The organism is Microbacterium sp. MYb72 (assembly GCF_002979415.1).
Lineage (GTDB): Bacteria > Actinomycetota > Actinomycetes > Actinomycetales > Microbacteriaceae > Microbacterium > Microbacterium natoriense.
The window spans coordinates 73209-98635 of sequence record NZ_PCOT01000007.1 but is presented as its reverse complement, the minus strand read 5'-3'; the positions used below and the strand labels follow the sequence as shown (position 1 = coordinate 98635).

The following is a 25427-nucleotide window of genomic DNA, read 5'->3' as shown; positions in this document are numbered from 1 at the left end:
CTAGCTCTCTTCTTTCTCGGCGGCGCGGCTCTCTGCCGTTCCGTCTTGGTCTGTGATCTGCTGGAGCGCACTCCATCGAGGATCGATGGGAGCGGCCTGCTCCGTTCCGGTGCTCACGGTCAGCCTCTCGCCCGTTCTCGGGTCGAGACCCAGGCAATCCGGCTGACACACCGGCTGAAAAGGAAGCGACAACACGGCCGCATCCCTGACCAGAGTTTCAAGATCCACGTGGTCGTCTTGAACCTCGAAGTCAGTTTCTTCCTGACCAGGATACGCGAAAAGCTCCTGGAACTCGACTTCGACAGGCTGTGCGATGTCGATCAGGCATCGGCCGCACACTCCGGAGTACTCGCCTTCGGCCGTTCCGGACACCAGAATGCCCTCGTGGACGGACTCGAGACGCACATCGAGGTCGAGTTCAGAGCCCTCGGCATAGGTGACGATCCCCTCGCCCCACTGCTCGTCGAGACGGACGGTGAAGGCGTGCTCGCGCATCTCTCCCGGGTGGCGGACGATGTCGCGGACAGGGAGGATGAAGGGGCCATTCAGACGGGGACGCACCCCGCCATGTTACCGGCTCTCACCTGGGTGATCGCCGACTCAGATCCCGCGTGCGCCGGTGTCGAGGAAGGCCGCGACGGCCGGAGGCACGAACGGCGTGACATCTCCCCCGAGGCCCGCCACCTGACGGACCAGGGAGCTGGACACCATCGCGTGCGAGGGGTCGGGCAGCAGGAACACCGTCTCGATGTCGGCCAGGTGCCTGTTCACGATCGCCATGGGTGATTCGTAGGCGACGTCGATCTGAGATCGGATGCCCTTGACGAGCACCCCCGCGTTCACGTCGCGCGCGTAGTCGACGAGCAGGCCCATGCTCCACGAGCCGATGACGATGTTGCCGCCCATGCCGTCTTCGGCGATGGACTGCTCCAGCAGCGCGAGACGCTGGGCGATGGGCAGCATGGCCTCTTTGCCGGGATTGTGCACGACCAGCACGTGCAGCTCGTCGTACAGCTTCGCCGCACGACGGATCACATCGAGGTGACCCAGGGTCGGCGGATCGAAGGAACCCGGGACGACGGCGATCCGGCTGCTCATGCCACCAGCCTAAGGCACGTCAGTTCTTCGCCAGCGCCGCACGGTCTTCGTCGGTCACACGTCGCTCGATCGCCGCTCTCAGGCCCAGGTGCGCGTCGAGGGAGGGATCGGATTCGAGGATCGCCTCCGCGAGTTCCCGCGCGCGCACGATGAGGCCGGAGTCCTTCACCACGCGCAGCAGCTTCAGCGAGGAGCGGACGCCGGCCTGAGCCGCTCCGAGCACATCGCCCTCTCCCCTGAGTTCGAGGTCGACCTCAGCCAGTGCGAAGCCGTCGAGGGTGGCGGCGACGGCATCCACCCTCTCGCGCGCGACCGAACCGGATTCCGCCTCCGTCACCAGCAGGCACAGCCCGGGGACGCCACCACGTCCGACGCGACCCCGGAGCTGGTGCAGCTGCGAGACGCCGAACCGATCGGCGTCCAGCACGATCATCGTCGAGGCGTTGGGCACGTCGACGCCGACCTCGATGACCGTGGTCGCGAGGAGCAGGTCGATCTCACCCCTCGCGAAGGACTGCATCACGGCGTCCTTCTCATCGGAGGGCATCTTCCCGTGCAGCACCGCACGTCGCAGGCCGCCCAGCGTCGGATGCGTGGCGAGGGCCTCGTCGAGCTGCACGACGCCCCAACGGGGACCGTTCGCGCCCTCGGGCGCGGGAAGCGCTCCGGCCTCGGCGGTCTTCTTGGTCGTGTCGATGGCCGCGCACACGGCGAACACCTGCCGCCCCTGGGCGATCTCCTCGGACGCGCGCTCCCATACGCGGTTGAACCACCCCGGATGCTCTGCGAGCGGCGCCACGAACGATTGGATGCCCGCTCGTCCGGCCGGCATCGTCCGGATGACGGATGTGTCGAGATCGCCGAAGACCGTCATGGCGACGGTCCGCGGGATCGGCGTTGCCGTCAGCACGAGGGCGTGCGGACTCGATCCCTTCGCTCGCAGCGCCTCGCGCTGCTCGACTCCGAAGCGATGCTGCTCGTCGACGACGACGAGGCCGAGATCGGCGAAGGTCGTCTTCTCACCGAGCAGCGCATGGGTTCCCACGACGATGAGCGCCTGACCCGACGCCACGCGCAGCGCCGCCTTGCGCCGGTCGGCGGCCGGCATCTGGCCGGTCAGAAGCGTCGGCATCACGAGCGGCGCGAGTTCGGGGCCGAGCATCTTCGCGATCGACCGCAGATGCTGGCCTGCGAGAACCTCCGTCGGAGCGATCAGCGCGGCCTGGCCTCCGGACTCCGCCACCTGCAGCATCGCCCTGAGCGCGACCAGCGTCTTGCCCGAGCCGACCTCGCCCTGCACGAGGCGGTTCATGGGCCACGCGCCGACGAGGTCTTCCGCGACCTGGTCGCCGACCGTCTGCTGGTCCGGGGTGAGGGTGTACGGGAGCGCCGCGTCGAATCGTTCGAGAAGCCCACCGGGCCGCGCGGGGCGCGTCGTCGCCGCGAGCGCGCGCACCGCATCGCGCTGCTGCAGCAGTGCCGTCTGAAGGGTCAGCGCCTCGTGCATGCGCAGCGTCCGCACCGCAGGATCGATGTCGTTCCGGGTCTTCGGGCGATGGATCTGGTCGAGGGCCTCTCTCGCGGTGAGCAGCTCCTCTCGACGGCGGACGGCGTCGGGCAGCGGCTCCGGGACATCGCCGAGATCGTCGAGGACTCTGACCACGAACTTCGCGATCTGCCAGGTCTGCAGGCTCGCGGTCGCGGGATAGATCGGGATGAGGACGGCGGCTCGCGCGTCGGCGCGTCGACGCGCCGCATCCTCGTCGTCGAACAGCTCGTACTCCGGATGGGCGAACTGCGTGACGCCGTTGAACTCGCCCACCTTGCCGGAGAAGACCCCGCGTCTCCCGACCGCGAGCTCCTCGGAACGCCACTTCGCCGCACCGAGGTTCTTCGCGAAGAAGGTCAGGGACATCTTGCCGATGCCGTCGCCGATCACCACATCGACCATGGCGCCCTTGCGGTTGCGCATGGCCCGCGCGCTGGACGAGAGGACCTCGGCGACGATCGTGACGGTCTCCCCGAGCGGCAGCTCGCGGATGGGCGTGAGCTCGCCTGGGTCGGCGTAGCGACGTGGGTAGTGCGACAGCAGGTCGCCGACGCTCTGCATTCCGAAGGCGCGGTTCAGCGTCTTCGCGGGCGTCGGCCCGAGCGCCTCGTCCAGCGACGAGTCGAGAGTGAGCGGCATGACAACGACTCTATCGACGCCGACGGACACCGAAACCGGTGACCGGCCCTGCGCCATCCCTCCGTCACCTCTGTCGTATCGTGAACAGGTGACGAGGATCATCGCCGGCAAGGCCAGAGGAGCGCGCCTCGACGTGCCGAGCTCGGGCACCCGCCCGACCAGCGACCGGGTGCGGGAGTCGCTCTTCGGTGCGCTCGAATCCGCGGAGGCGATCGCGGGTGCGCGTGTCCTCGATCTGTACGCCGGCTCCGGTGCGCTGGGCCTCGAGGCGCTCAGCCGAGGCGCCCTGAGCGTCGACCTGGTCGAGCGGGGCCGCCCGGCCGCCGCGATCGTGCGACGCAACGCCGCGACCACGGCGAAGGCCGGCGGTGTCGCGATGGCCCGCGTGCACGAGAGCGCGGTGCATCCGTTCCTCCTGCGCGCCGCAGGGCCCTACGACCTGGTCTTCTCCGACCCGCCCTACGACATCGAGGACGCGGCGATGAACGCAGACCTCCTCGCGCTCGCCCCGCTCCTCTCCCCCGACGCTCTGGTCATCGTCGAACGCGCGAAGCGGTCGGCCGCACCCGACTTCGACGGCGCCGGACTCTCCCTGTTCCGGGAGAAGAACTACGGCGACACGACGCTCTGGTGGGCTGAGCCCGCCGACGATCAGCCCGCCGCGGAGTCCCAGTCCCGATAGGGATCCCAGCCGCTGATGTCGACGGGCTCCTCATTGCAGAGGAGCGACTCGGCGCCTGCCGTGCGCACCACACCGATCGCGCGGAAACCGGCCGGAACGGAATCGGCGGGGAAGGTCGCGAGCAGGGCGTGGTCCTCGCCGCCCGCCAGCGCCCTCGTCGGGTCAGACCCGAGGCGGGCGCCGTCCAGGGCGATCGTCACACCGGATGCCGCCGCCAGGCGCCGCGCGTCCAGCGCGAGGCCGTCGGAGATGTCCATCATCGCCGTCGCCCCGGCGACGGCGGCGAACGGACCGAGTCCGATCGGCGGAGACGGGCGCAGCTGCGCGTCGAGCGCCGCACGCTCCCCCTCGGCGAGCTGCGTGGGGTCGACCGGGACAGGGGTCTCGCCGTCTCGGAAGCGGCCAAACAGCACGGCGAGTCCGCGGGCCGCTGCTCCCAGCTCTCCCGCAACCGCCACGACGTCACCGGGCCGAGCCCCCGCCCGCGTCACGGCAACTCGCCCCTCGAGGTCTCCGAGTGCCGTCACCGCGACCGTGAGCACGTCGGACACGGTCAGGTCGCCGCCGACGACCGAGCACCCTGGAGCGAGGGCTGCGCAAGCGTCTCGGAAGCCGTCGGCCAGACTCTCCACGAAGGACAGCCGGAGGTCGCGGGGCACGGCGAGAGCCACCAGCAGCGCGGTCGGGCGCGCCCCCATGGCCGCGACGTCGGCGAGGTTGACAGCGGCCGACTTCCAGCCGAGGTCGTAGCCGCTCGACCAGGCGAGACGGAAGTCCGGGCCGTGCACGAGCGTGTCCGTCGTCGCGACGACGGTTCCCGACGGCGCAGCGATCACGGCGGCGTCGTCGCCGGGCCCGATGATCGTGTGCGAGGCGGGAGCGGTCCTGGCGAGGATGGCCCGCAGGATCTCTCCCTCGGAGAGCTCTCCGAGGTGCGGATCGTCGGCATCGGGTCGGGAGGGCATGAAGTCAAAGGTAGCCTGGAAGCATGCGCCTCTCTCGCCGTCTCGCCGTCGCCGCGGGTGCAGTGGCTCTGCTCGCCGCACTCTCCGGATGCTCGACGACGATCCACCTCGAAGCGGCCAAGGACGCGAACAATCCCGCCTGCGCCGACGTGTCGGTTCTCCTGCCATCGGCGCTCGGAGAGCTCGACAGGGTGTGGACGGATGCTCAGGCCACCGGAGCCTGGGGAGACGACCCGACGGTGGTGCTCCGCTGCGGCGTCGCCGTGCCTGCTCCCTCGGCGCTGGTCTGCCAGACCTTCAGCGGCGTCGACTGGCTCGTGCTCGACCAGGAGGAGGACCGCCAGCGACTCGTCACGTTCGGCCGCGACCCCGCGATCGAACTGAGCATCCGCCGAGGCACCGAGGTGGACTTCCGCACGATCGTGGACAAGCTCTCCACGAGCATCCAGGCCGGTCTCCAGCCGGCGACGGCGAAGTGCACGGCTCGGGAGGGCTGATGAATCCCCTGATCCCCACCGCCTTCGACGTCGCCATGAGCGTGCTGGCCGTCGCGGCGATGCTGTTCACGCTGTGCGCGTTCGTCTCGATGGTGCGCGATCGCAAGGCGACAGGGTCGACCTTCCTGGTCTGGCTCCTGATCGTCCTGCTGTTGCCCGTTCTGGGGGCTCTCGCGTGGTTCTGCTACGGACGCGCGGAAGTCGCCGCACGCCCGTAGCGGTAAGCGCTCAGCGGCGCAGGCCGGCCTCGATCAGCTCGGAGATCAGATCGCCGTAGCTCAGTCCCGAGGCGACCCAGCACTTCGGGAACATCGAGATCGGCGTGAAGCCGGGCATCGTGTTCAGCTCGTTGACGACCAGCTCGCCCGCCGGCGTCAGGAACATGTCCACGCGGGCCAGACCACGACCGTCGACGGCTTCGAACGCACGGACACCGGCCTCCTGGATCGCCGAGACCTCGGCATCCGTGAGCTCCGCCGGGCACACCACGTCGACGCCGTCTCCGCCGAGGTACTTGCCCTCGAAGTCGTAGAAGCCGCGCGAGGTCAGAACGATCTCCCCCGGCAGCGACGCCCGGACGCCCTCCACGCCCTCGAGAACGGCGACCTCGATCTCGCGGCCGGACACTCCGGTCTCGATGAGCACTTTGTCGTCCTCGGCGAACGCGACGGCCAGCGCCGCATCCAGCTCGGCGAGGTCGTCGACCTTGGACACGCCGACGCTGGACCCGGCACGGGCGGGCTTGACGAAGAGCGGCAGCCCCAGCGCCTCGGCCGAGGTGCGCACGCCTGCGGCATCCGTGGTCCATTCGCGGGCGCGCACCGTCACCCAGGGCGCCACGGCGATGCCTGCGGCCTGCAGCGCGATCTTCATGAAGTGCTTGTCCATGCACAGCGCGGAATCGAGCACGCCGCCGCCTGCATACGGGACCTCGAGCGTGTCGAAGTAACCCTGGATGGTGCCGTCCTCGCCGTGCGGTCCGTGGAGGATGGGCAGGACGACGTCGATCTCGCCGAGCCCGTCGATCGAGCCGTCGGGCTGCACGACGCGCAGGGTGCGGTCTCCGCCGGGCTCCGGCCACAGCACCCGGGTGCCGTTGTCCACGACCTCGGGAAGGTGCGCGGCATCCAGCGGGAACTTCGCCGGGTCGTCCTCTTCGAGCACGAACGCCCCCTCGCGGGTGATCCCCACGGGGATCACGGCGTAGCGGTCGCGGTCAATCGCGCCCAGAACCCCGCCCGCCGTTGCGGAACTGATCGAATGCTCGCTGGAGCGCCCTCCGAAGAGCACCACCACCGTCTGCTTGTCCAAGATTGGTCCTCTCCCCCTGCGGGGTGTCGTCGTCCGTCGTCAGGTGCGGTGCGATGTCACGGGGATCCATCTTCCCGTCCAGCACCATCTTCACCTGTTCGACGATGGGCATGTCGACCTCCGACTCGCGTGCCAGCTGCAGCACCGGAGCGACGGACGCGAGTCCCTCGGCGGTCTGCTGCATCTGCTTCACGACGTCCTGGAAGCTGTACCCCTGGCCGAGCAGGCGCCCGGCCGTGTTGTTGCGGCTCAGCGGAGACTGGCACGTGGCGATCAGATCGCCCAGGCCGGCGAGGCCCTGCAGAGTCTCCGGGTGCGCGCCGTTGGCGACCGCGAAGTCGGTCATCTCCACGAGTCCGCGGGTGATGATCGACGCTTTGGTGTTCTCGCCGTACCCGACGCCGTCGACGATGCCGATCGCGACGGCGATGAGGTTCTTCAGCACGCCGCCGAACTCGGTGCCGATGACATCCGTGTTCACGAAGGTGCGGAAGTAGCTGTTGCGCGCTGCCCTGGCGATCGTCTCCGCCGTCTCCAGGCTCCGCGAGGAGATCACGGCCGCGGTGGGCTGCTCACGCGCGATCTCGAGCGCGAGGTTGGGGCCCGAGGCCACCGCGATCCGCTCCGGGTCGCAGCGGAGCTCCTGCTCGATGACCTGGCTCATGCGCAGACCCGTCGAGCGCTCCACGCCCTTCATCAGGCTGACGATCTTCACGTCGCTGTCGGCGAGAAGGGGGCGCAGCGCCTTGAGGTTCTCGCGGAGCGACTGGCTGGGCACCGACAGGTACACCTGCTCGACGTCGCGCATCGCGATCGCGAGCTCATGCGTCGCCGCCATCGTGCGGGGCAGGTTGATGCCCGGAAGGTAGCGGGAGTTCCGCTTCGCCTCGTCGATCTCGTGGGCCAGCTCGGCGCGACGCGCCCACATGGTCACCTGCGCTCCGCCGTCGGCGAGGATCTTGCCGAAGGTCGTTCCCCAGCTTCCGGCGCCGACGACGGCGACCTTCGGCCCCGCCTGCGGGGTTCTCTTAGGAGTCAAGGCGACCCGTCTCCTTCTGACCGTGCGACGCCGGGTTCCAGCGCTCCGCGGGAGCCTTCTCGTCGCGGAGGTCTTCCAGCAGCGCAGTGATGGCGTTCATCAGACGGTTGGTGGCCTCGGTGAGCGCGGACTGCTCCCCCGCACGCCCGCGGAGGTCCGAGAGGTCCACGGGGTCGCCGATGACGATATTCACCGGCTTGCGCAGAGGCCACAGGCTCAGACCCTTCTGGTAGCGGCCCATGATCGCCTGCGTGCCCCACTGCGCCATCGGGATGAGCGGGATGTCGTCGGCGAGTGCCAGACGCACCGCGCCGGACTTCCCCCGCATCGGCCACAGGTCGGGGTCGCGGGTCAGCGTGCCCTCCGGATAGACGATGACGCCCCGCCCGTGCTCGACGAGCTCCTCGGACTGCTTCATGGTCTGCTTCGCGGCCGTCGCCGACGAGGAGCGTGCGACCGGGATCATCCCGGTGCGGCGGAGCAGCCACCCCAGGACCGGGATCTTGAACAGGCTGTCCTTCGCCATGAACCGCGGAGCACGTCCCAGCCGCCACACGGCGACGGCGACGATCAGCGGATCGAACTCCGAATAGTGGTTGGGCGCGAGCACGAAGGCGCCCTGAGCGGGCAGCTTCTCCGTGCCCGTGACCCGGATCTTCGCGAGCAGCGAGATCAGCGGGACCACGATCACCGCGAGCGGCCAGAACAGGCTCGGTCGCCGCGTCTCCGACCTGGCACCCATTCCGGTCACCGGATGACGTCGAAGTCGGCCCCGAGGGCGTCGAGCTTCGCCAGGAACTTCTCGTAGCCGCGGCTGAGGATGTCGACGCCGGAGACCTTCGACTCGCCGGTCGCCGTCAACGCGGCGATCACGTGGCTGTAGCCGCCGCGGAGGTCGGGCACCACGATGTCAGCGCCGTGCAGCGGCGTCGGTCCGGTGATCACGGCAGCCTGCTCGAGGTCGCGACGGGGCACCCGACGCGGACCGTCCTGGAGGCCACGCGGATGCACGACGATGTCGGCGCCCATCTTGACGAGCGCGTCCGTGAAGCCCATGCGGTTCTCGTAGACCGTCTCGTGCACGACAGAGCGGCCGTGGGCCTGCGTGAGCGCCACGACCAGCGGCTGCTGCCAGTCGGTCATGAAGCCGGGGTGCACGTCGGTCTCCACGACGACGGGCTTGAGCTCGCCGTCGCGGCGGAAGAGGATGCCGTCCTCCTGGATGTCGAACCAGCCGCCCGCCTTGCGGAACACGTTGAGGAAGGTGAGCATCTCCTGCTGCTTGGCGCCTCCGACGAAGATCTCCCCGTCGGTGGCGAGGGCGGCGGAAGCCCAGGATGCGGCCTCGTTGCGATCGAAGATCGAACGGTGGTCGTAGCCGCGCAGCTTCTCCACGCCCTCGATCACGATGACGCGGTTGGGCTCGTAGGAGATGATCGCGCCCATCTTCTGCAGGACGGCGATGAGATCCATGATCTCCGGCTCGATGGCCGCGTTACGCAGCTCCGTGGTGCCCTCGGCGCGGACGGCGGTGAGCAGGACCTGCTCGGTCGCCCCGACGCTCGGGTACGGGAGGTGGATGTTGGCCCCGTGCAGTCGGGCGCCGCCGGTGGACAGGCGGATGCCGCTGGGCAGCTTCTCGACGATGGCGCCGAACTTGCGCAGCGCGTCCAGGTGGAAGTCGATCGGACGGTCGCCGATGCGGCATCCGCCGAGATCGGGGATGAACGCCTGCCCGAGGCGGTGCAGAAGCGGACCGCAGAACAGGATCGGAATGCGCGACGCACCGGCGTGAGCGTCGATCTCCTCCATGTGCGCGGACTCGACACCGACCGGGTCGAAGACCAGGGAGCCCGGCTCGTCGCCCGGCGTGACCTGGACGCCGTGCACCTCGAGCAGCGAGCGCACCACGGCGACGTCGCTCAGATCGGGCACATCCCGGAGCGTGCTCGCGGTCTCGCCGAGGAGGGTCGCGACCATCGCCTTGGTGGCGAGGTTCTTCGCCCCCTTGACGTCGACGCGGCCGCGCAGCGGGCGCCCTCCGCGAATGGCGAGGACGTCTCCGGTGAGAGCGGGAACTCCGTCCGGAAGAGCATCGCGCACGGGTGTCGTCATTCGGAGCCTCACTTCAATCCACTGTTTCGGGGGCGGGTTTGCCCCTGGCTCGCCCGCCCCTTCCGTGTCACTGAACGGGGAGGGTTCGAGGCCGCCACGACTCGCGTCGGGCCTCGAACTGCGCGATCTTGTCTTCGTTGCGCAGCGTGAGCCCGATGTCATCGAGCCCTTCGAGGAGCCGCCATCTAGTGTAATCGTCGATCCCGATGTCGGCCTGGATCCCGCCGATCGACGCGGTGCGCTCCTCGAGGTTCACGGTGATCTGCGCCCCGGGATTCCGGTCGATCTCGGCCCAGATGCGCTCCAGATCCTCTTCGGAGATCGTGGCGGCGAGCAGGCCCTGCTTGCCCGAGTTCCCCCGGAAGATGTCGGCGAATCGCGGGCTGAGCACGACCGAGAAGCCGAAGTCGCGCAGCGCCCAGACGGCGTGCTCACGGCTGGATCCGGTGCCGAAGTCGGGCCCGGCGACGAGCACGGACGCGCCCTGGAACGGCTCCTGGTTCAGCACGAAGTCGGGGTCCTGACGCCAGGCGTGGAAGAGCGCGTCGTCGAAGCCGGTCTTGGTGACGCGCTTCAGGAACACCGCGGGGATGATCTGGTCGGTGTCGACGTTCGAGCGCTTCAGCGGCGCCGCGATGCCGGTGTGGGTGGTGAACTTCTCCATGATCAGACCTCCGCCGTCTCGTTCAGATCGCTCGGGCTGGACAGGGTTCCGCGGATGGCGGTCGCCGCGGCGACCAGCGGCGAGACCAGATGAGTGCGCCCGCCCTTGCCCTGACGGCCCTCGAAGTTGCGGTTGGACGTCGAGGCGCAGCGCTCCCCCGGAGCGAGCTGGTCGGGGTTCATGCCGAGGCACATCGAGCAGCCGGCGAAACGCCACTCCGCACCGAAGTCCGTGATGATCCGGTCCAGGCCCTCGGCCTCGGCCTCGAGGCGCACGCGCGCAGACCCGGGGACCACCATCACGCGGACCCCGTCTGCCTTCTTCTTGCCCTCGATGATGGACGCGAAGGCCCGCAGATCCTCGATGCGGCTGTTGGTGCACGAGCCCATGAAGACGGCATCCACCGGCACCTCCTTCAGCGGGGTGCCCGGAGTCAGGTCCATGTACTCGAGCGCGCGCTCGGCGGCGGCGCGCTCGTTCGGGTCGGCGATGTCGGCCGGGTTCGGGACGGATGCCGACAGGGAGCTGCCCTGACCGGGGTTGGTGCCCCACGTGACGAACGGCTCCAGCGCGTCGGCGTCGATGAACACCTCGGCGTCGAAGACCGCACCCTCATCGGTGGGAAGAGTGCGCCAGTAGGCGACGGCGTCCTCCCAGTCCTGACCCTTCGGAGCGTGCGGCTTGTCCTTCACGTACGCGAAGGTCGTCTCGTCGGGGGCGACCATGCCCGCGCGGGCTCCCGCCTCGATCGACATGTTGCAGATCGTCATGCGGCCCTCCATCGAGAGCGCGCGGATGGCGCTTCCGCGGAACTCGAGGACGTACCCCTGACCTCCGCCGGTGCCGATCTTCGCGATGACCGCGAGGATGATGTCCTTGGCCGTGACGCCGGGTCGCAGAGTGCCCTCGACGTTGATCGCCATGGTCTTGAAGGGCTTGAGCGGGAGCGTCTGCGTCGCCATGACGTGCTCGACCTCGCTCGTGCCGATGCCGAACGCCATCGCGCCGAACGCGCCGTGGGTGGATGTGTGCGAGTCGCCGCAGACGACGGTGATGCCCGGCATGGTCAGTCCCAGCTGAGGACCGACGACGTGGACGATGCCCTGCTCAGCGTCGCCGAGAGAGTGCAGGCGGACACCGAACTCCGCGGCGTTGCGACGGAGGGTGTCGATCTGCGTGCGGCTGGTGAGGTCGGCGATCGGCTTGTCGATCTCCCACGTTGGCGTGTTGTGGTCCTCTGTCGCGATCGTGAGGTCGAGCCGTCGCAGCGGGCGCCCCTCGCTGCGGAGACCGTCGAAGGCCTGCGGGCTCGTCACCTCGTGCACGAGGTGCAGATCGATGTAGATGAGGTCCGGCTCGCCGTTCTCGCCCTTGACGACGAGGTGATCGTCCCAGACCTTCTCGGCCAGGGTGCGTGCGGAAGCGGATGCTGCTGCGGGGGTGTTCATCGAATGTCTCCTGAAGCTGGCGGTTCGGCCCACAGTGGACTCCGCGACGAGGAGGGGCTCAGAACGAGGTCTCGTCGCGGCCGCTAAGAAGGAGCACGATCCGCATGACGTCAGATTACCACCGGTTCCGCGTGCTCCGGCACGGCGTGACACGCTGAGGAATCCGCACCACCGAGAGGCACCGCATGACCGTCGACACCGCCAGCTTCTTCACCCGAGCGCTGCACGCGGGGCGCGATCGGGAGACGGCTTCATCGCGTGCGACGCCGATCTACCTCACGGCGGGCTTCGAGTTCGACGACTTCGACCACGCGGCCCATCACTTCGGCACCGGAGACGGATTCGGGTACACGCGCACCGGCAACCCGACGGTCCGTGCCGTCGAGCGCCAGCTCGCGGCTATCGAGTCTGGCGCGGACGCCGTCCTCGTGGCCAGCGGCCAGGCGGCTGTCGCCGTCGCCCTGCTCACGGTCGCAGGGGCCGGCGACCACATCGTCTCCTCCGCACACATCTACGAGGGGACCCGCGGGCTGCTCGTCGACAACCTCGCCCGTCTCGGCATCGAGACGACCTTCATCGACGACATCGGCGACCCCGATGCCTGGCGTGCCGCGATCCGCCCCACCACACGCGCGCTGTTCGCGGAGTCGATCGCGAACGCGCGCAACGACATCCTCGACATCGCCGGAGTCGCCGCGATCGGCGACGAGCATGCGGTCCCGCTCATCGTCGACAACACCCTCGGCACGCCGTATCTGGTGCGTCCGCTCGAGCACGGGGCGTCCATCGTGGTCCACTCCGCGTCGAAGTTCCTCGCCGGCCACGGCTCGGTGCTGGGCGGCGTGGTCGTCGACGACGGACGCTTCGACGCGGATCGCGCGGGTCACAACGCCCCGCACCTGGTGCTCCCCGGGCGCGGCGGACTGCCGAGCGTCGCCGCGCGACACGGCGGCCTCGCCCGCATCGCGTACGCGCGGGAGTCCGTGGCTCCGCGCTTCGGCGCATCGCCGTCGCCGCTCAATGCGTTCCTCATCGGGCAGGGAGCCGAGACGCTGGGGCTGCGCGTCGAGCGCCAGTCCAGGAACGCGCTCGACGTCGCCCGTTGGCTGGAGGCGCACGACGCGGTGGAGAGCGTGGACTACGCGGGGCTGGAGAGCCACCCCGATCATGCGCTCGCGCAGCGGTACCTCGGCGGAGGCCACGGCTCGATCTTCACGTTCACTCTCCGCGGCGGTCTGGAAGCGGCGCGTGATGTCGTCGAGAGCGTGAGCGTGTTCACGCACATGACGCACATCGGCGACGTCCGCTCGCTCGTGCTGCATCCCGCGACCACGAGCCACTCGTACCGGACCCAGGAGGAACGCGACGCGCTCGGCATCCGACCGGGCACCCTCCGTGTGTCCATCGGCATCGAGGACGTCGACGATCTCATCGCCGATCTCTCGCGGGCACTCGCCACCGTCTGGGAGAAGGTCGCATGACGCGCCAACAGCACTTCGGCTGGTTCCTCGCCCGCGGCTTCGGCCCGCAGGGATGGGGATACCCGTCGCTCGACTGGGATTACGACTGGACCCGCCCCGACGTCTATCAGGAGGCCGCTCGCACCCTCGAGCAGGCCGGATTCGACCTGGTGATCATCGAGGACGCCCCGTCGCTCGGATCCGCCGAGACGATCGACCTCCGTGTACGCCACGCCTTCGGCGGCCCCAAGCACGATCCGCTGCTCCTCGCGCCCTACATCTTCCAGGCGACCCGTCACCTCGGCGTCGTGCCGACGGTGAATCCGGCCGCCTATCTCCCCTACACGGCGGCGCGGCAGTTCGCGACCCTCCAGCACCTCAGCGGTCACCGGCTGGGCCTCAACGTCGTCACCGACACCGGGAGCGCTCGGCACTTCTCCGCCGCACCGCAGCTCGGACACGACGAGGCGTACGACCGCGCCGAGGAGTGGCTCGACGGCATCCGCTCGCTCTGGCGCAGCTGGGACGACGGCGCTCTCCTCGCTGATCGCGCGAGCGACGTGTACGCCGACGGTTCCCGGCTGCGCGCCGTGCAGCACCGCGGCGAGCACTTCGCCTTCGACGGACCGCTCAACGCGATCCCGTTCCCGCACGGCGAGCCCGCGATCGTGTCGCCGGGCGGCTCAGGGCGAGGCCTCGGGTTCGCGGGCTCGAACTCCGATGTGCAGCTCGCGCTGGCGCCTCTGCACGAGGCTTCTGTGCGCGCCTACCGTGCGAAGATCCACGACGCCGCGATCGCCGCCGGCCGGACGCCCGAGGACATCAAGATCCTGTTCGCGATCCAGCCCGTGATCACCACGTCCGCCGAAGAGGCTGACCGCATCGTGGCGGCCTCGGCTCGACCGGACGACGCGGCACTCGTGCAGATCGCGCGCAAGCAGTCCAGCGATCTCGAGACCGACCTCACGGCCCTCGACCTCGACCGCCCTCTGGACGTCTCGATCTTCGGGGCGCATGTGTCGCGGGGCAGCATCCAGCGCCTGATCGGCGACCGCGGAGAGGACACCCCGCTGCGCGCGCACCTGACCGCCCTGGCCAAGGCCGGTCGCATCTCCGACCGCACGGGTTTCGTCGGCACCGCGGAGGAGTTCGCCGATCTCATCGAGGAGCTCGGCGAGTGGGGCAACGACGGCGTGCTGCTGTGGGGCGACTTCCACCCCGTCACGCTGCACCGCACACTCGATGAGCTGGTCCCTGTGCTGCGTCGCCGTGGCATCCTCCGCCGGGAGTACGTCGACGGCGGGCTGCAGGCGAACCTGCGCGCCTTCTGAGCGCGCAGGTTCGCCTCAGGACTACTCGCTGATCGACGCCTTCTCCGCACGCTTCTCGCGCGCCGAGGCGATGAGGCTGGCGACGGTCGCACCGACCATCGAGACCAGGATCACCGTCAGCGACAGCCAGATGGGGATGTCGGGGGCCCAGTCGATGTGCTGCCCGCCGTTGATGAACGGCAGCTCGTTCACGTGCATGGCGTGCAGCACGAGCTTGATGCCGATGAACCCGAGGATCACGGCGATGCCGTAGTGCAGGTAGCGCAGGCGGTCGAGCAGGTCGCCCAGCAGGAAGTAGAGCTGGCGCAATCCCATGAGAGCGAAGATGTTCGCCGTGAACACCAGGAAGCTGTTGTGCGTGATGCTGAAGATCGCGGGGATCGAGTCGATCGCGAACATGAGGTCGGTGACGCCGATCGCCACGAAGACGATGAGCATGGGCGTCCAGACCCGCTTGCCGTCGACGACGGTGCGGAGCTTGTTGCCGTCGTACTCGTCGCTGATGTCGACACGACGACGCAGCAGACGCACGATGAAGTTCTCGCGCTGCACCTCTCCGTCGTGGTCGCCCTCGGGCATCGCCTGCCTGATCGCCGTCCAGATGAGGAACGCGCCGAAGATGTAGAACACCGGCGAGAAGTTCTCGATGATCGCGACGCCGAGAAGGATGAAGATGCCGCGCAGGACGAGCGCGATGATGATGCCGACCATCAGCACCATCTGCTGCAGTCGCCGTGGAACCGCGAACTGCGCCATGATCAGCACGAACACGAAGAGGTTGTCGATGGAGAGGCTGTACTCCAGCGCCCACCCGGTGAGGAACTCGCCCGCGTACTGACCGCCGGCGAACAGATAGAGCAGACCGGCGAAGATCAACGCCAGCGCGACGTAGAAGACCACCCAGAGCGTGGATTCCTTGGTGGACGGGATGTGCGGTCGGAATTTGGCGAGCAGCAGATCGCCGATGAGGATGAGGACGAGGACGACGAGGGCGCCTACCTCGAACCAGACGGGGATGTTCACGGGTGCGCAGCACCTTTCGGGGAGGGTCGGAAAAGAACCGAAAGTCTCTCCCCCGCACAGTGTGCGTCGCGCGCCCGGAGCAGCTCAGTCGATGCTCGTGATGACGTTACGCGCGGAATCGGGATACTCCCTCTCGCTTCTGCAATGCTAGCGGAGTTTTCTGAGACGATCGGAGCTCAGCCGACACTTTCCGGGTGAGAGACACCGAACGGAAGAACGATGCCCGTACAGACGAGTGATCAGAAGTGGGCGGCGCAGGCCGCTGGAGGCGACGAGAGCGCCTTCCGCGAGCTCTACCGCGCCTACATCCGCCCGGTCTACTGGATCGCCCACGGCATCCTCGGCTCCGCACCGGATGCCGAGGACGTGGCCCAGGAGACCTTCGTCGCCGCGTGGCGGAAGCTCCCCGGCTTCGAGCTGCAGGGCGAGTCGATCCTTCCCTGGCTCGCGACGATCTGCCGCTTCCAGGCTGCGAATCGGCTGCGCCAGAAGCGACGGGACCAGGCCCACACCGCGGAGGCGATGGACGAGAACCTGCCGGCGACGGTCAGCGTCGAGGACCAGGTGATCACCTCGGCGCTCGCGGAGCGGATCGCGCAGGAGGTGGGCTCCCTGAGCGAGCTCGATCGCGAGATCTTCCGCCTGTGCGCCGCCGAGGGGTACGCCTACCAGGCCGCCGCAAAGGAGCTGGGCGTCAGTCACGCCGTGGTTCGGAACCGTCTCTCGCGAGTGCGCACCCGACTGCGCGGTGCCGTCAAGGAAGCGAGCGAGGCATGACCGACAACACCACCACCCCAGACCTCCCCGAGCTGTCGGATGCCGCGATCGCACGCATCGAGTCGGCCGTGTTCGACGAGATCGAGAGCGAGCGCGCCCCCAGGAGGACGCCCGCGGAGCGCTCGCGTGCGCGCCGTCGCGGATGGCTCACCGGCGCCGGGGTCGCCGCGGCCTTCGCCGTCGGCGTCCTCGTGACTCCGCCGATCCTCTCCGCCGTCGACGGGTCGGCATCGAGCACGGCGGACGGCGCGATCTACTCCGACGGAGTGGCGTCGGACACCTCCGGCGGCTCGCAGGACAAGAGCACCGAGCTCGCCCCGGGGACCGCCCCCGACGGTGCCCTGCAGAGCGCCGACGCCGGAACCGGTCGCGAGATCATCGCGACCGCCGACGCGACCGTGCAGGTGAAGGACATCGCGAAGGCCGCCGAGGGCATCGCCGCGCTCGCGGAGAAGCACGGCGGCTTCGTGGAGAGCACCCAGATCGGCAAGGGCGGAGGCGTCGTGTACGACACGACTCAGCCGGCCGCACCCGACGACGGATACGGCTGGATCAGCATCCGCGTCCCCTCGGCCGACCTCACCGCGGTCATCGACGCCCTGTCGGAGTCGGGAGAGGTGCTGTCGACGTCGATCTCGAAGCAGGACGTCACGTCGACGGCCATCGACCTCCGCGCTCGCGTCGATGCGACCAAGACCTCCGTGCAGCGGCTCACCGAGCTGATGGCGCAGTCAGGGTCCGTGTCCGAGCTCATCGAGGCCGAGGTCGCTCTGACAGATCGTCAGGCGCAGCTCGAGTCCTACGAGCAGCAGCTCGCATCCCTCGAGGATCAGATCGCGATGTCGACGCTGCAGGTGCAGCTCACCCGCGCCTCCGCTCCGACGACGGCGGACCCCGCAGGGTTCGGTGACGGGCTCCTCGCCGGCTGGAACGGCCTCGTGGTCTCCCTGAACGCCCTCGTCATCGCGATCGGGTTCATCCTCCCCTGGCTCGGGATCGCCGCGATCGTCGTGCTGCTCGTGTGGCTGATCCGGCGTGTGCGCCGCTCGCGCCGAACCGCAGCATCGGACGCCACCGCCGACGAAGACTGAGAAGCAGCATCCGAAGAAGCCGTTCCCGCACGGGCGGGGGCGGCTTCTTCGTTGTCTTTCCGGGGTATACAAGAAGTCTTGTGCGTCTCTGCATCCGCCTCTAGCGTTGCATCCCGTGGAAGACATCTCCGTGATCACCGCCGTGCATCACCCGCTGCGCCGGCGCATCTACGACTATCTGCTGCTCTACGGGGCGTCTCAGGTCACGACGCTGGCCCGCACGCTCCAGAGCCAGGTGGGCAGCATCAGCCACCACCTCCGGATGCTCGAGCGTGCAGGAGTCGTGGAACGCACGGACGACCCGACCGGCGACAGGCGGACCAGCTGGTGGAAGCTCGCGCGCAGAGGGCTGACGTGGTCGGCGGATGACTTCGCCGACTCCCCCGCCGACGCCCTCCTCGCTCGCGAGGCGCAGCGCCAGGGCATCCGCATGCAGATCGAACGCCTGCAGCGCTGGCACCGCAGGCACGGCGATCCCGCGATGGCCGCCTACGACGGCTCGAACACCGAGACGACGGCGTGGGCCTCACCCGACGAACTGCGCGATCTGAGTGCCAGGCTGCTCACGACGCTGCGGGAGTGGCAGGAGTCGATCGACCTCGACGACGGCCAGGAGCGCGCGCCGGTCTTCTTCTTCGCCCACGCGTTCCCCACGGAGCCCTGATGACCACGGCAGAGCCTCGCCAGCTCGTCGAACCTCCCGAGTTCCGGCGCGACGCCCGTGTTCACGCCTGGATCGGCGTCAAAGCCCTCTCCGACGCCGGAGACGCGCTGTGGAGCATCGCCCTCGCATGGACGGCCGTGCAGATCGCCTCTCCCGCCGTCGCAGGGCTCGTCGTCGCCGCGGGCACGGTGCCGCGCGCGCTCGTCCTGGTCTTCGGCGGCGTGCTCGCAGACAGGGCGAACGCGCGGAGAGTGATGATGCTGTTCAACGCGCTGCGCGTCGTCGTGCTGATCGCGGTCGCCCTGTGGGTCCTGGCGGAACCTCCTTCCATCGCCGTGCTGCTGTTCGCTGCCATCGCGTTCGGGGTGTGCGACGCCTTCTACGAGCCGTCGGCTGGCACCATCGCGCGGCAGCTCGTGCGGCCATCGGATCTGCCTGCGTACGGCGCCGTGGCGCAGACCGCCTCCCGCCTCGGCACGATGGCGGGCGCCGCGGCGGGCGGCGTGCTGGTGGCGCACGCCGGGCTCGGCGGGAGCGCGACGGCGAACGCGCTCACCTTCACACTCGTCGTCGCGTTCATCGCGATCTGGCTGCGGCCGCGCTTCGCCCTCGCTCGAGCGCCCAGGGAGTCGGCGCTGCGCGGCATCGCTCAGGGCTTCGCCCACCTGGGGCAGAACGCGACGACCCGCACCCTGGTGCTGGCGCTCTCCGGTCTGAATCTGGCCGTCGGCCCCGCCGTCGGCATCGGACTCGCTCTGCGCGCCCACGAGCAGCACTGGGGTGCACAGGCGGTGGGGCTCTTCGAGGCGCTCCTCGGACTCGGCGCCGCGCTCGGCGCGATCTCGGTGGCACGCTGGCGACCGCGCAGAGAGGCGCGAGGCGGGTTCTGGGCGCTCGTCGTGCAGGGCGCGGCGATCATCGCTCTGGGCCTCGGCCCGCTGTGGTCGGTCGCCGCGGCCGCATTCGTGATCGGATGCACGGCGGGGTACGCCTCCGTCCTGCTCAGCGCGACGTTCTCGGCGACCGTCGACACGGCCTATCTCGGTCGCATGAGCGCGCTGACCCGGCTCGGCGACGACTGCCTGATGCCGCTCGCCATGGCCGTTTTCGGGCTGATCGCGTCGTCGTCGGCCCTGTGGCTGCCGTTCGCCCTGTTCGGCGGAGGGATGATGGCGCTGATGATCCTGCCGCTGCGCAATCCGCTGTTCCGTGCCCTGTCGCTCCGCCCCGCGGCGGCGTGAGGCGCCACGGCATCCCCGTCACGCGACGACGCCCACCCGGACGGAGAAGAGACCGACGCAGGAGCACTCCACCCGGAGACGACGAAAGCCCTCGGAGAACCGAGGGCTTTCGTGTGTTGTGTGACCCCAGCGGGATTCGAACCCGCGTTACCGCCGTGAGAGGGCGGCGTACTAGGCCGCTATACGATGGGGCCGTCTTGCGGAGCGTTTCCGTCCCGCGACAACTGTTCAAGTATGCCACGACGATTCTCGCGTCGCCAAATCGGGGCCGCACCGACCAGATTCCCGGGCGTGGCGCACGCTCGCGAATCCGGTTTGCCCCCGACGCGGAACAGGAGTTGACTCATCCCATGCGCGTCACGAAGTACGAACATGCCACCCTCCGCATAGACGAGAACGGCGAGACCCTCCTGGTCGATCCGGGCTCGTTCACCGCTCCCCTCGACGACCTCGGTGATCTCGTCGCCGTGGTGGTCACCCACGAGCATCCAGACCATTGGACGCCCGAGCACCTCGATCGCATCCTGCGCGCCGCACCGGGAACGCCGATCTTCGCTCCCTCCGGCGTCGCACGAGCCGCGGACGGCTACGAGATCACCGAGGTGGCTCCGGGCGACACCGTCCAGGCAGGACAGTTCACGCTCAGGTTCTTCGGCGGACGGCACGAGGTGATCCACTCCTCCCTCCCCCTCGTCGAGAACGTCGGAGTCCTCGTGAACGACGACTTCTACTACCCCGGCGACTCCTACGCGATCCCGGAGGGCGTCGAGGTGGGCACTCTGGCCGCGCCGCTGGGTGCCCCCTGGCTGAAGATCGGCGAGGCGATGGACTACGTCCTGGCCGTGAAGCCCCGTCGCGCCTTCGGCACCCACGACATGACCCTCTCGGTCGCTGGGAAGACCATGCACCGGCAGCGCCTGCAGTGGGCGACCGAGCAGAACGGCGGCGAGTTCTTCGTGCTCGAGCCGGGCGAGTCCCTCGACCTGTGAGCGTCAGACGTCTTCTGCCGGCTCCGACGGCGCGGTTGCGATTCCGTGAGATGGAACTCGACGATCTCGACGACATGGCGGCTTTGCTCGGAGACCCTGAGGTCATGTCGTTCTACCCGGCGCCGAAGAGCCGTGCCGAGTCCCTCGACTGGATCGAGCGGATGCAGCTCGGGTACGCGGAGCACGGACATGCGCTCTGGATCATCGAGACGCACGACGGCGCGTTCATCGGCGACTGCGGGATCACCTGGCAGTCGTACAACGCGGTGCCTGTCCGCGAGGTGGGCTATCACGTCCGCGGGGATCAGCAGCGCAAGGGATACGCGACGGAAGCCGCTCTCGCGTGCGTCGAGCTGTTCCGTCAGGAGTTCGCGCCCGGCGTGCTGACCGCGATCATCCATCCTGACAACGGCGCGTCCCGCGGGGTCGCGGAGAACCTCGGCATGACGCACATCGCTGACGATCACGCCCACCCCTGGATCGTTCGCACGGTCATGGGGATGGACGTGTCGCCCGTCTAGCTCTGCGCCGCCCGTACCCGCAGGTCGCGGGCGAGGTGGTCCCTCTGCTCCACGACGATCCGGGTCAGCGCCGCCGGCGCGTCCTCGTTCTGTGCGAGCCAGGCGTCGACGAGGTCGAGGGATTCCGTCGCGGGGAACAGTCCGACCACGAGCCGCTGGGCGAGCTCGATGCTGCGGGTACGCCATGCATCGGCGATGCGGGAGAAGTACTCCTCGTCGAACTCTGCGATGAGGTCGCGGCGCCCACCGGCACGGAACCCGCCGATCGACGCATCGAGATGATCGTTGCTGAGGGTCAGATCGTTCCAGGCCGCATCCCAGGCGGCTGCGCGCACCGAGGCGCTCGGACGCGATGCCAGCGCACGTCGCGCCGCCGTACGGCCGCTCCCCGTGTCGTCGCGCTGCTCTTCGGCGGCGATGTCGTCTGCGGTGGCGTGCCCCGTGGCCGCCAGTGCCATGTGCAGCTGCCAGCGTAGGTCGGGATCGATCGTCAGGCCCTCCGGGGACTCGCCGTCCAGCATCGCGCGCACCTCGACGTGACGGGCGTCGTCCAGCACGGATGCCGCCGCGAGCGCTCGTGCCCATGAGAGCTGCGCGTCGCTTCCCGCGTCGGCCGCGCTCATCGTGCTCCACGTGCACTCGGTCCATGCGCGCTGCTCCTCATCGCGACGCGCATCCGAGACGAAATGGCGGAGGGCGAACGCCGCGTTGGCGAGGATCCCGGCAAGGAGTCCGACGTTGGGCTCACCGGGGGCATGATCACGCACGATCGCCAGGTAGCGGGCGGCATCCAGTTCGCCGTCTCGCGTCGCATTCCACAGCGACGACCAGAGGAGCGCCCTCGCGAGGGGATCCTCCACGGAGGACAGCGAGGATGCGACGGTCGCGAGCGACTTCTCGTCGAGCCGAACCTTCGCATAGGTCAGGTCGTCGTCGTTCACGATGACGAGCTCCGCAGCCGGCAGCTCGAAGGGCGTGCGCTCCTCGGCGATGTCGAGCGCCGTCTGCCCGATGCGCACCAGTCGGCCGTCGTTCCAGCCGTACGCCCCGACACGAAGGCGATGCGGGCGCGCATCGCTCTGCACGAGCACCCTGCGTCCGTCGGCGTCGGTCTCGAGGTGGAGCGTCGACACGCCGGACGTCTCCAGCCACGCGCGAGACCATCCCCTCATGTCGCGCCCTGACACATCGCTCAGCTGCACGAGGAAGTCGTCGAGCGTCGTATTGCCGAAGGCGCTTACGGCGAAGTACCTGCGCGCGCCCTCGAAGAACGCGTCGTCACCGACGAAGGCGACCAGCTGCTTGAGCACCGCAGCGCCCTTGGCGTAGGTGATGCCGTCGAAGTTCAGCTTCGCCGCTTCCAGATCGGTGATGTCGGCCACGATCGGATGCGTGGTCGGCAGCTGGTCCTGCTGGTACGCCCACGCCTTGCGATTGGCGGCGAACTTCACCCAGGCGTCGTGGAACCGGGTGGCGGCGGCCGAGGCATGGGAGCCCATGTAATCGGCGAAGGACTCCTTGAGCCACAGGTCGTCCCACCACTTCATGGTGACGAGATCGCCGAACCACATGTGCGCCATCTCGTGGAGGATCGTGTTGGCGCGAGCCGCGCGCTGCGCGTCCGTCGCGGCCCCGCGGGAGAGATACGACTCGGTGAAGGTGACGAGGCCGGGGTTCTCCATCGCGCCGAGGTTGTACTCGGGCACGAAGATCTGGTCGTACTTGCCCCAGGGGTACGGGTACGCGAACGCGTCGGTGAAGAAGTCGAGCCCCTGCCGCGTGATCTCGAGGATCTCGTCCGATTCGAGGTGCTGTGCGAGCGAGCGGCGCGCGAAGACCCCCAGCTCGATGCGCTGATCGTCGCGAGCCCATTCGCCGTCGACGCGCGCGTAAGGACCGGCGGCCACGGACGTGATGTAGCTGGAGATCGGAAGGGTCGGAGCGAACTCGACGCGCTGGACGCCGACGCCGACGTCGACCTTCGCCGGGGACTGATTCGACAGCACCTCCCACCCCGCTGGAGCGTCCACCACGAACGTGTAGGACGCCTTCATGTCGGGCTGCTCGAAGCACGCCATGACACGACGGGAGTCGGCCGGCTCGTACTGCGTGTAGAGGTAGGTGTGCTGGTCGACGGGGTCGTGGAAACGATGCATCCCCTCCCCGGAGCGGCTGTAGGCGCCGACGGCGTCGACGATCACGACGTTCGTCGAAGAGAGACCACGCAGTCGGATGCGCGCGCCGTCGAAGTCGACATCCACCTCGCTGCCGTTGAGCTCGACACGATCGACGGACTCCCCGATGAAGTCCAGCCAGGTCTCCCCCGTCGTCGCCTCGAACTCGACGACCGTCCTCGTCGGGAATCCGGTGCGGGCGCGCTCCGGCGCTCCCGTGAGGTCGAGTTCGACGCGGATGCTGCGCACGGTGACCGCTGCGGATCGCGCTGCGGTCTCCTCGCGGGTGAGGTTGGCTGTGTCCATGCCTCCATCCTGTCATCTGACGCCGGAGGCTATTCCTCCCGCGATCGCGACGGCGGCGATGATGCCGACGATGATCCAGCCGGCGACCGCGAGGTAGCCCAGCACCAGTCCCGTGATCGCGAGACCGGCGCCGGCATCCCCGCGCTCGCGGATCTGGCGGAGGGCGATGTGCCCGAGGACCACCGGGAGGATCGCGAATCCGCAGATGCCGAGGACGAGGGTCGCGATGGCGAGACCGTTGGTCGGTCGAGGCGCCGGGACGGCGGGGTTCTGTGGGGCGGCGGGCGGTACCGGCGCAGCAGGTGTGGTCATGCCTCCAGCGTACGAACGAGAGCACCGCTCGTGGTCGCGCCGCTGTCGCAGTCCTGTCGCGGTCCTGCGACAATCCCTCAGTTGCGGAATGCAACATACGCGCGTAGCGTTGCATAAGACAACAGGAGGTCGATATGGACAGCAGGAAGAACGACAGTGCGACGGTCCTGCGCAGCCTCGTCGCGATCTCCCGCCGCGGTCTGGTCGATGCGAGCTTCGGCGACGCCCCGCTCTCGATCACCGATCAGTCGATCGTGATGGCCATCGCCGAGCGGCCCGGCATCCGCTCGATCGACATCGCCAGGATGTTCCGCTTGAACCGCTCGACGGTGTCACGGCAGCTGGCCGGACTCATCGCGCTCGGTATCGTGCGCGACACCGCTCCTCCGTCCGGCCGAGGGCGCCCGCTCGAACTCACACCCGAGGGGATGGATGCGTATCGCGGCACCCTCGGAGCCCTCCAGCAGATCATCGACCAGCACCTCGCCCGCTGGACGGATGCCGAGGTGTCCCGCTTCGCGCACGACCTCGAGCGATTCGATCGAGGCGACGCCTGAACTCCGGCCGACATGGCCGCCCCAGAGACCCACGAGGTCGCAACAGAAGGAAGAGAAATGAAGAACATCACCGTTCTCGGCACCGGCGTGCTCGGATCGCAGATCGCGTTCCAGACCGCCTTCCACGGATTCGACGTCGTCGCCTACGACATCGATCAGCCTGCGCTTGACCGTGCGGCCGACCGGTTCCGCGGCCTCGCCGCCCGCTACACCGCCGACGGCGTCGCGGGAGCGGCCGACGGCGGCGCCGACGCGGCGATCAGCCGCATCCGGCTCTCCTCGGATCTCGCCGACGCGGCGCGTGACGCGGACCTGATCATCGAGGCCGTTCCCGAGAACCTGGAGCTCAAGAAGAGCATCTACCGCACCCTCGCCGAGACGGCCCCCGCGAAGACGATCTTCGCGACCAACTCCTCGACGCTGCTGCCCAGCGACATCGTGGACTCGACAGGACGCCCCGACCGGTTCCTCGCCCTCCACTTCGCCAATGAGATCTGGGCCCACAACACGGCGGAGGTCATGGGCACCCCCGCGACCGACCCCGCCGTCTACGCCGAGGTCGTCGAGTTCGCCGCGCAGATCGGCATGGTCCCGATCGAGATCAAGAAGGAGAAGGCGGGCTACCTGCTGAACTCGCTCCTGGTGCCGTTCCTGCAGGCGGGCGCTGAGCTTCTCGTCGACGGGATCGCCGAGCCCGCCGCGATCGACGCCACGTGGCGCATCGGGACAGGAGCTCCGAAGGGGCCGTTCGAGATCTACGACATCGTGGGCCTCACGACCGCGTACAACATCTCCCGAATGGGCGGAGAGAAGCAGCAGCGCTTCGCGGACCTGCTCAAGGAGCAGTACATCGACAAGGGCAAGTTGGGCATCGCCACCGGCGAGGGCTTCTACACGTACCCTCGGGAGAGCTGAGTCGCGGCATCCGCTCCGTCGGGCCGGTCGTCGCATATCGTGCGACGACCGGCCCGACG

General features: G+C 68.8%; 26 protein-coding genes and 1 tRNA gene. 13 read left to right on the top strand and 14 right to left on the bottom strand.

Annotated features, from left to right (window positions below; translation table 11 throughout):
• From CQ047_RS05765 to CQ047_RS05755, 3 genes are all read right to left on the bottom strand, one after another.
• Positions 1-495: a DUF177 domain-containing protein gene (locus tag CQ047_RS05765; RefSeq protein WP_374197887.1), complete on the bottom strand. Its 495-nt coding sequence runs from the start codon at positions 493-495 to the stop codon at positions 1-3.
• A gap of 105 nt (positions 496-600) precedes the next feature.
• Positions 601-1098, bottom strand: a complete 498-nt coding sequence (coaD, locus tag CQ047_RS05760; RefSeq protein ID WP_105673330.1) for a pantetheine-phosphate adenylyltransferase — start codon at positions 1096-1098, stop codon at positions 601-603.
• A 19-nt stretch (positions 1099-1117) separates the two neighbouring features.
• Positions 1118-3286, bottom strand: coding sequence for an ATP-dependent DNA helicase RecG (locus tag CQ047_RS05755; protein WP_105673329.1), 2169 nt, complete (start codon positions 3284-3286; stop codon positions 1118-1120).
• 88 nt (positions 3287-3374) lie between these two features.
• Here CQ047_RS05755 and rsmD point away from each other — a divergent pair, with 88 nt between their 5' ends.
• Positions 3375-3968, top strand: a complete 594-nt coding sequence (rsmD, locus tag CQ047_RS05750) for a 16S rRNA (guanine(966)-N(2))-methyltransferase RsmD (RefSeq protein ID WP_181155841.1) — start codon at positions 3375-3377, stop codon at positions 3966-3968.
• Here the strand turns inward: rsmD and thiL are convergent.
• On the bottom strand, positions 3938-4933 hold the full coding sequence (gene thiL / locus CQ047_RS05745) for a thiamine-phosphate kinase (RefSeq protein ID WP_105673327.1): 996 nt from the start codon (positions 4931-4933) through the stop codon (positions 3938-3940). The genes rsmD and thiL overlap by 31 nt on opposite strands.
• Before the next feature lie 23 nt (positions 4934-4956).
• On the opposite strand from thiL, the gene CQ047_RS05740 reads away from it, so the two are divergent.
• Positions 4957-5430, top strand: coding sequence for a DUF3515 family protein (locus CQ047_RS05740; protein ID WP_105673326.1), 474 nt, complete (start codon positions 4957-4959; stop codon positions 5428-5430).
• On the top strand, positions 5430-5648 hold the full coding sequence (locus tag CQ047_RS05735) for a PLDc N-terminal domain-containing protein (RefSeq protein WP_105673325.1): 219 nt from the start codon (positions 5430-5432) through the stop codon (positions 5646-5648). Before CQ047_RS05740 ends, CQ047_RS05735 begins: the two co-directional genes overlap by 1 nt.
• A gap of 10 nt (positions 5649-5658) precedes the next feature.
• Here CQ047_RS05735 and CQ047_RS05730 read toward each other — a convergent pair whose 3' ends face one another.
• The 6 genes from CQ047_RS05730 to leuC all read right to left on the bottom strand — a co-directional run bounded on the left by CQ047_RS05730 (position 5659) and on the right by leuC (position 12007).
• A complete protein-coding gene (locus tag CQ047_RS05730; RefSeq protein ID WP_105673324.1) occupies positions 5659-6741 on the bottom strand; it encodes a D-alanine--D-alanine ligase family protein in 1083 nt (360 codons plus the stop codon).
• Complete coding sequence (locus CQ047_RS05725) at positions 6647-7780, bottom strand: NAD(P)H-dependent glycerol-3-phosphate dehydrogenase (RefSeq protein ID WP_105673323.1); 1134 nt, start codon at positions 7778-7780, stop codon at positions 6647-6649. The genes CQ047_RS05730 and CQ047_RS05725 overlap by 95 nt, the downstream gene beginning before the upstream one ends.
• On the bottom strand, positions 7770-8522 hold the full coding sequence (locus tag CQ047_RS05720) for a 1-acyl-sn-glycerol-3-phosphate acyltransferase (protein WP_105673322.1): 753 nt from the start codon (positions 8520-8522) through the stop codon (positions 7770-7772). The genes CQ047_RS05725 and CQ047_RS05720 overlap by 11 nt, the downstream gene beginning before the upstream one ends.
• 5 nt (positions 8523-8527) lie before the next feature.
• On the bottom strand, positions 8528-9895 hold the full coding sequence (murA, locus tag CQ047_RS05715; RefSeq protein ID WP_105673321.1) for a UDP-N-acetylglucosamine 1-carboxyvinyltransferase: 1368 nt from the start codon (positions 9893-9895) through the stop codon (positions 8528-8530).
• Positions 9896-9962: 67 nt separating this feature from the next.
• On the bottom strand, positions 9963-10559 hold the full coding sequence (leuD, locus tag CQ047_RS05710; RefSeq protein WP_105673320.1) for a 3-isopropylmalate dehydratase small subunit: 597 nt from the start codon (positions 10557-10559) through the stop codon (positions 9963-9965).
• Positions 10560-10561: 2 nt separating this feature from the next.
• Entirely contained in the window at positions 10562-12007 is a 1446-nt protein-coding gene (gene leuC / locus CQ047_RS05705) for a 3-isopropylmalate dehydratase large subunit (RefSeq protein ID WP_105673319.1), read from the bottom strand.
• A 185-nt stretch (positions 12008-12192) separates the two neighbouring features.
• On the opposite strand from leuC, the gene CQ047_RS05700 reads away from it, so the two are divergent.
• Together CQ047_RS05700 and CQ047_RS05695 are read left to right on the top strand one after the other, a co-directional pair.
• Entirely contained in the window at positions 12193-13488 is a 1296-nt protein-coding gene (locus CQ047_RS05700) for an O-acetylhomoserine aminocarboxypropyltransferase/cysteine synthase family protein (RefSeq protein WP_105673318.1), read from the top strand.
• On the top strand, positions 13485-14798 hold the full coding sequence (locus CQ047_RS05695; RefSeq protein WP_105673317.1) for an LLM class flavin-dependent oxidoreductase: 1314 nt from the start codon (positions 13485-13487) through the stop codon (positions 14796-14798). The genes CQ047_RS05700 and CQ047_RS05695 overlap by 4 nt, the downstream gene beginning before the upstream one ends.
• Before the next feature lie 21 nt (positions 14799-14819).
• Here CQ047_RS05695 and CQ047_RS05690 read toward each other — a convergent pair whose 3' ends face one another.
• Complete coding sequence (locus tag CQ047_RS05690) at positions 14820-15821, bottom strand: TerC family protein (RefSeq protein ID WP_105673316.1); 1002 nt, start codon at positions 15819-15821, stop codon at positions 14820-14822.
• Between the two features lie 219 nt (positions 15822-16040).
• Between CQ047_RS05690 and CQ047_RS05685 the strand changes: the two genes are divergently transcribed.
• From CQ047_RS05685 to CQ047_RS05670, 4 genes are all read left to right on the top strand, one after another.
• Positions 16041-16598 (top strand): RNA polymerase sigma factor, encoded by a 558-nt coding sequence (locus CQ047_RS05685; protein WP_105673315.1) that lies wholly within the window; start codon positions 16041-16043, stop codon positions 16596-16598.
• Positions 16595-17689, top strand: a complete 1095-nt coding sequence (locus tag CQ047_RS05680) for a DUF4349 domain-containing protein (RefSeq protein WP_105673314.1) — start codon at positions 16595-16597, stop codon at positions 17687-17689. The genes CQ047_RS05685 and CQ047_RS05680 overlap by 4 nt, the downstream gene beginning before the upstream one ends.
• A gap of 115 nt (positions 17690-17804) precedes the next feature.
• A complete protein-coding gene (locus tag CQ047_RS05675; RefSeq protein ID WP_105673376.1) occupies positions 17805-18353 on the top strand; it encodes a helix-turn-helix domain-containing protein in 549 nt (182 codons plus the stop codon).
• Positions 18353-19594 (top strand): MFS transporter, encoded by a 1242-nt coding sequence (locus CQ047_RS05670; protein WP_105673313.1) that lies wholly within the window; start codon positions 18353-18355, stop codon positions 19592-19594. Before CQ047_RS05675 ends, CQ047_RS05670 begins: the two co-directional genes overlap by 1 nt.
• Positions 19595-19715: 121 nt before the next feature.
• Here the strand turns inward: CQ047_RS05670 and CQ047_RS05665 are convergent.
• A tRNA-Glu gene (locus CQ047_RS05665) sits at positions 19716-19788 on the bottom strand.
• 156 nt (positions 19789-19944) lie between these two features.
• Here CQ047_RS05665 and CQ047_RS05660 point away from each other — a divergent pair.
• Entirely contained in the window at positions 19945-20583 is a 639-nt protein-coding gene (locus CQ047_RS05660; protein WP_105673312.1) for an MBL fold metallo-hydrolase, read from the top strand.
• The gene (locus CQ047_RS05655) at positions 20580-21104 is read left to right on the top strand and encodes a GNAT family N-acetyltransferase (RefSeq protein WP_258132501.1); all 525 of its coding nucleotides are present in this window, start codon (positions 20580-20582) and stop codon (positions 21102-21104) included. Before CQ047_RS05660 ends, CQ047_RS05655 begins: the two co-directional genes overlap by 4 nt.
• On the opposite strand, the gene pepN is transcribed toward CQ047_RS05655, so the two are convergent.
• Both pepN and CQ047_RS05645 read right to left on the bottom strand, forming a co-directional pair.
• On the bottom strand, positions 21101-23584 hold the full coding sequence (pepN, locus tag CQ047_RS05650) for an aminopeptidase N (protein WP_105673310.1): 2484 nt from the start codon (positions 23582-23584) through the stop codon (positions 21101-21103). The two genes, CQ047_RS05655 and pepN, sit on opposite strands and share 4 nt — an antisense overlap.
• 12 nt (positions 23585-23596) lie before the next feature.
• The gene (locus CQ047_RS05645) at positions 23597-23896 is read right to left on the bottom strand and encodes a DUF4190 domain-containing protein (protein WP_105673309.1); all 300 of its coding nucleotides are present in this window, start codon (positions 23894-23896) and stop codon (positions 23597-23599) included.
• A gap of 134 nt (positions 23897-24030) precedes the next feature.
• On the opposite strand from CQ047_RS05645, the gene CQ047_RS05640 reads away from it, so the two are divergent.
• Positions 24031-24453, top strand: a complete 423-nt coding sequence (locus tag CQ047_RS05640) for a MarR family winged helix-turn-helix transcriptional regulator (RefSeq protein WP_105673308.1) — start codon at positions 24031-24033, stop codon at positions 24451-24453.
• Positions 24454-24510: 57 nt separating this feature from the next.
• A complete protein-coding gene (locus tag CQ047_RS05635) occupies positions 24511-25368 on the top strand; it encodes a 3-hydroxyacyl-CoA dehydrogenase (protein WP_105673307.1) in 858 nt (285 codons plus the stop codon).
• Positions 25369-25427 lie beyond the last annotated feature (59 nt).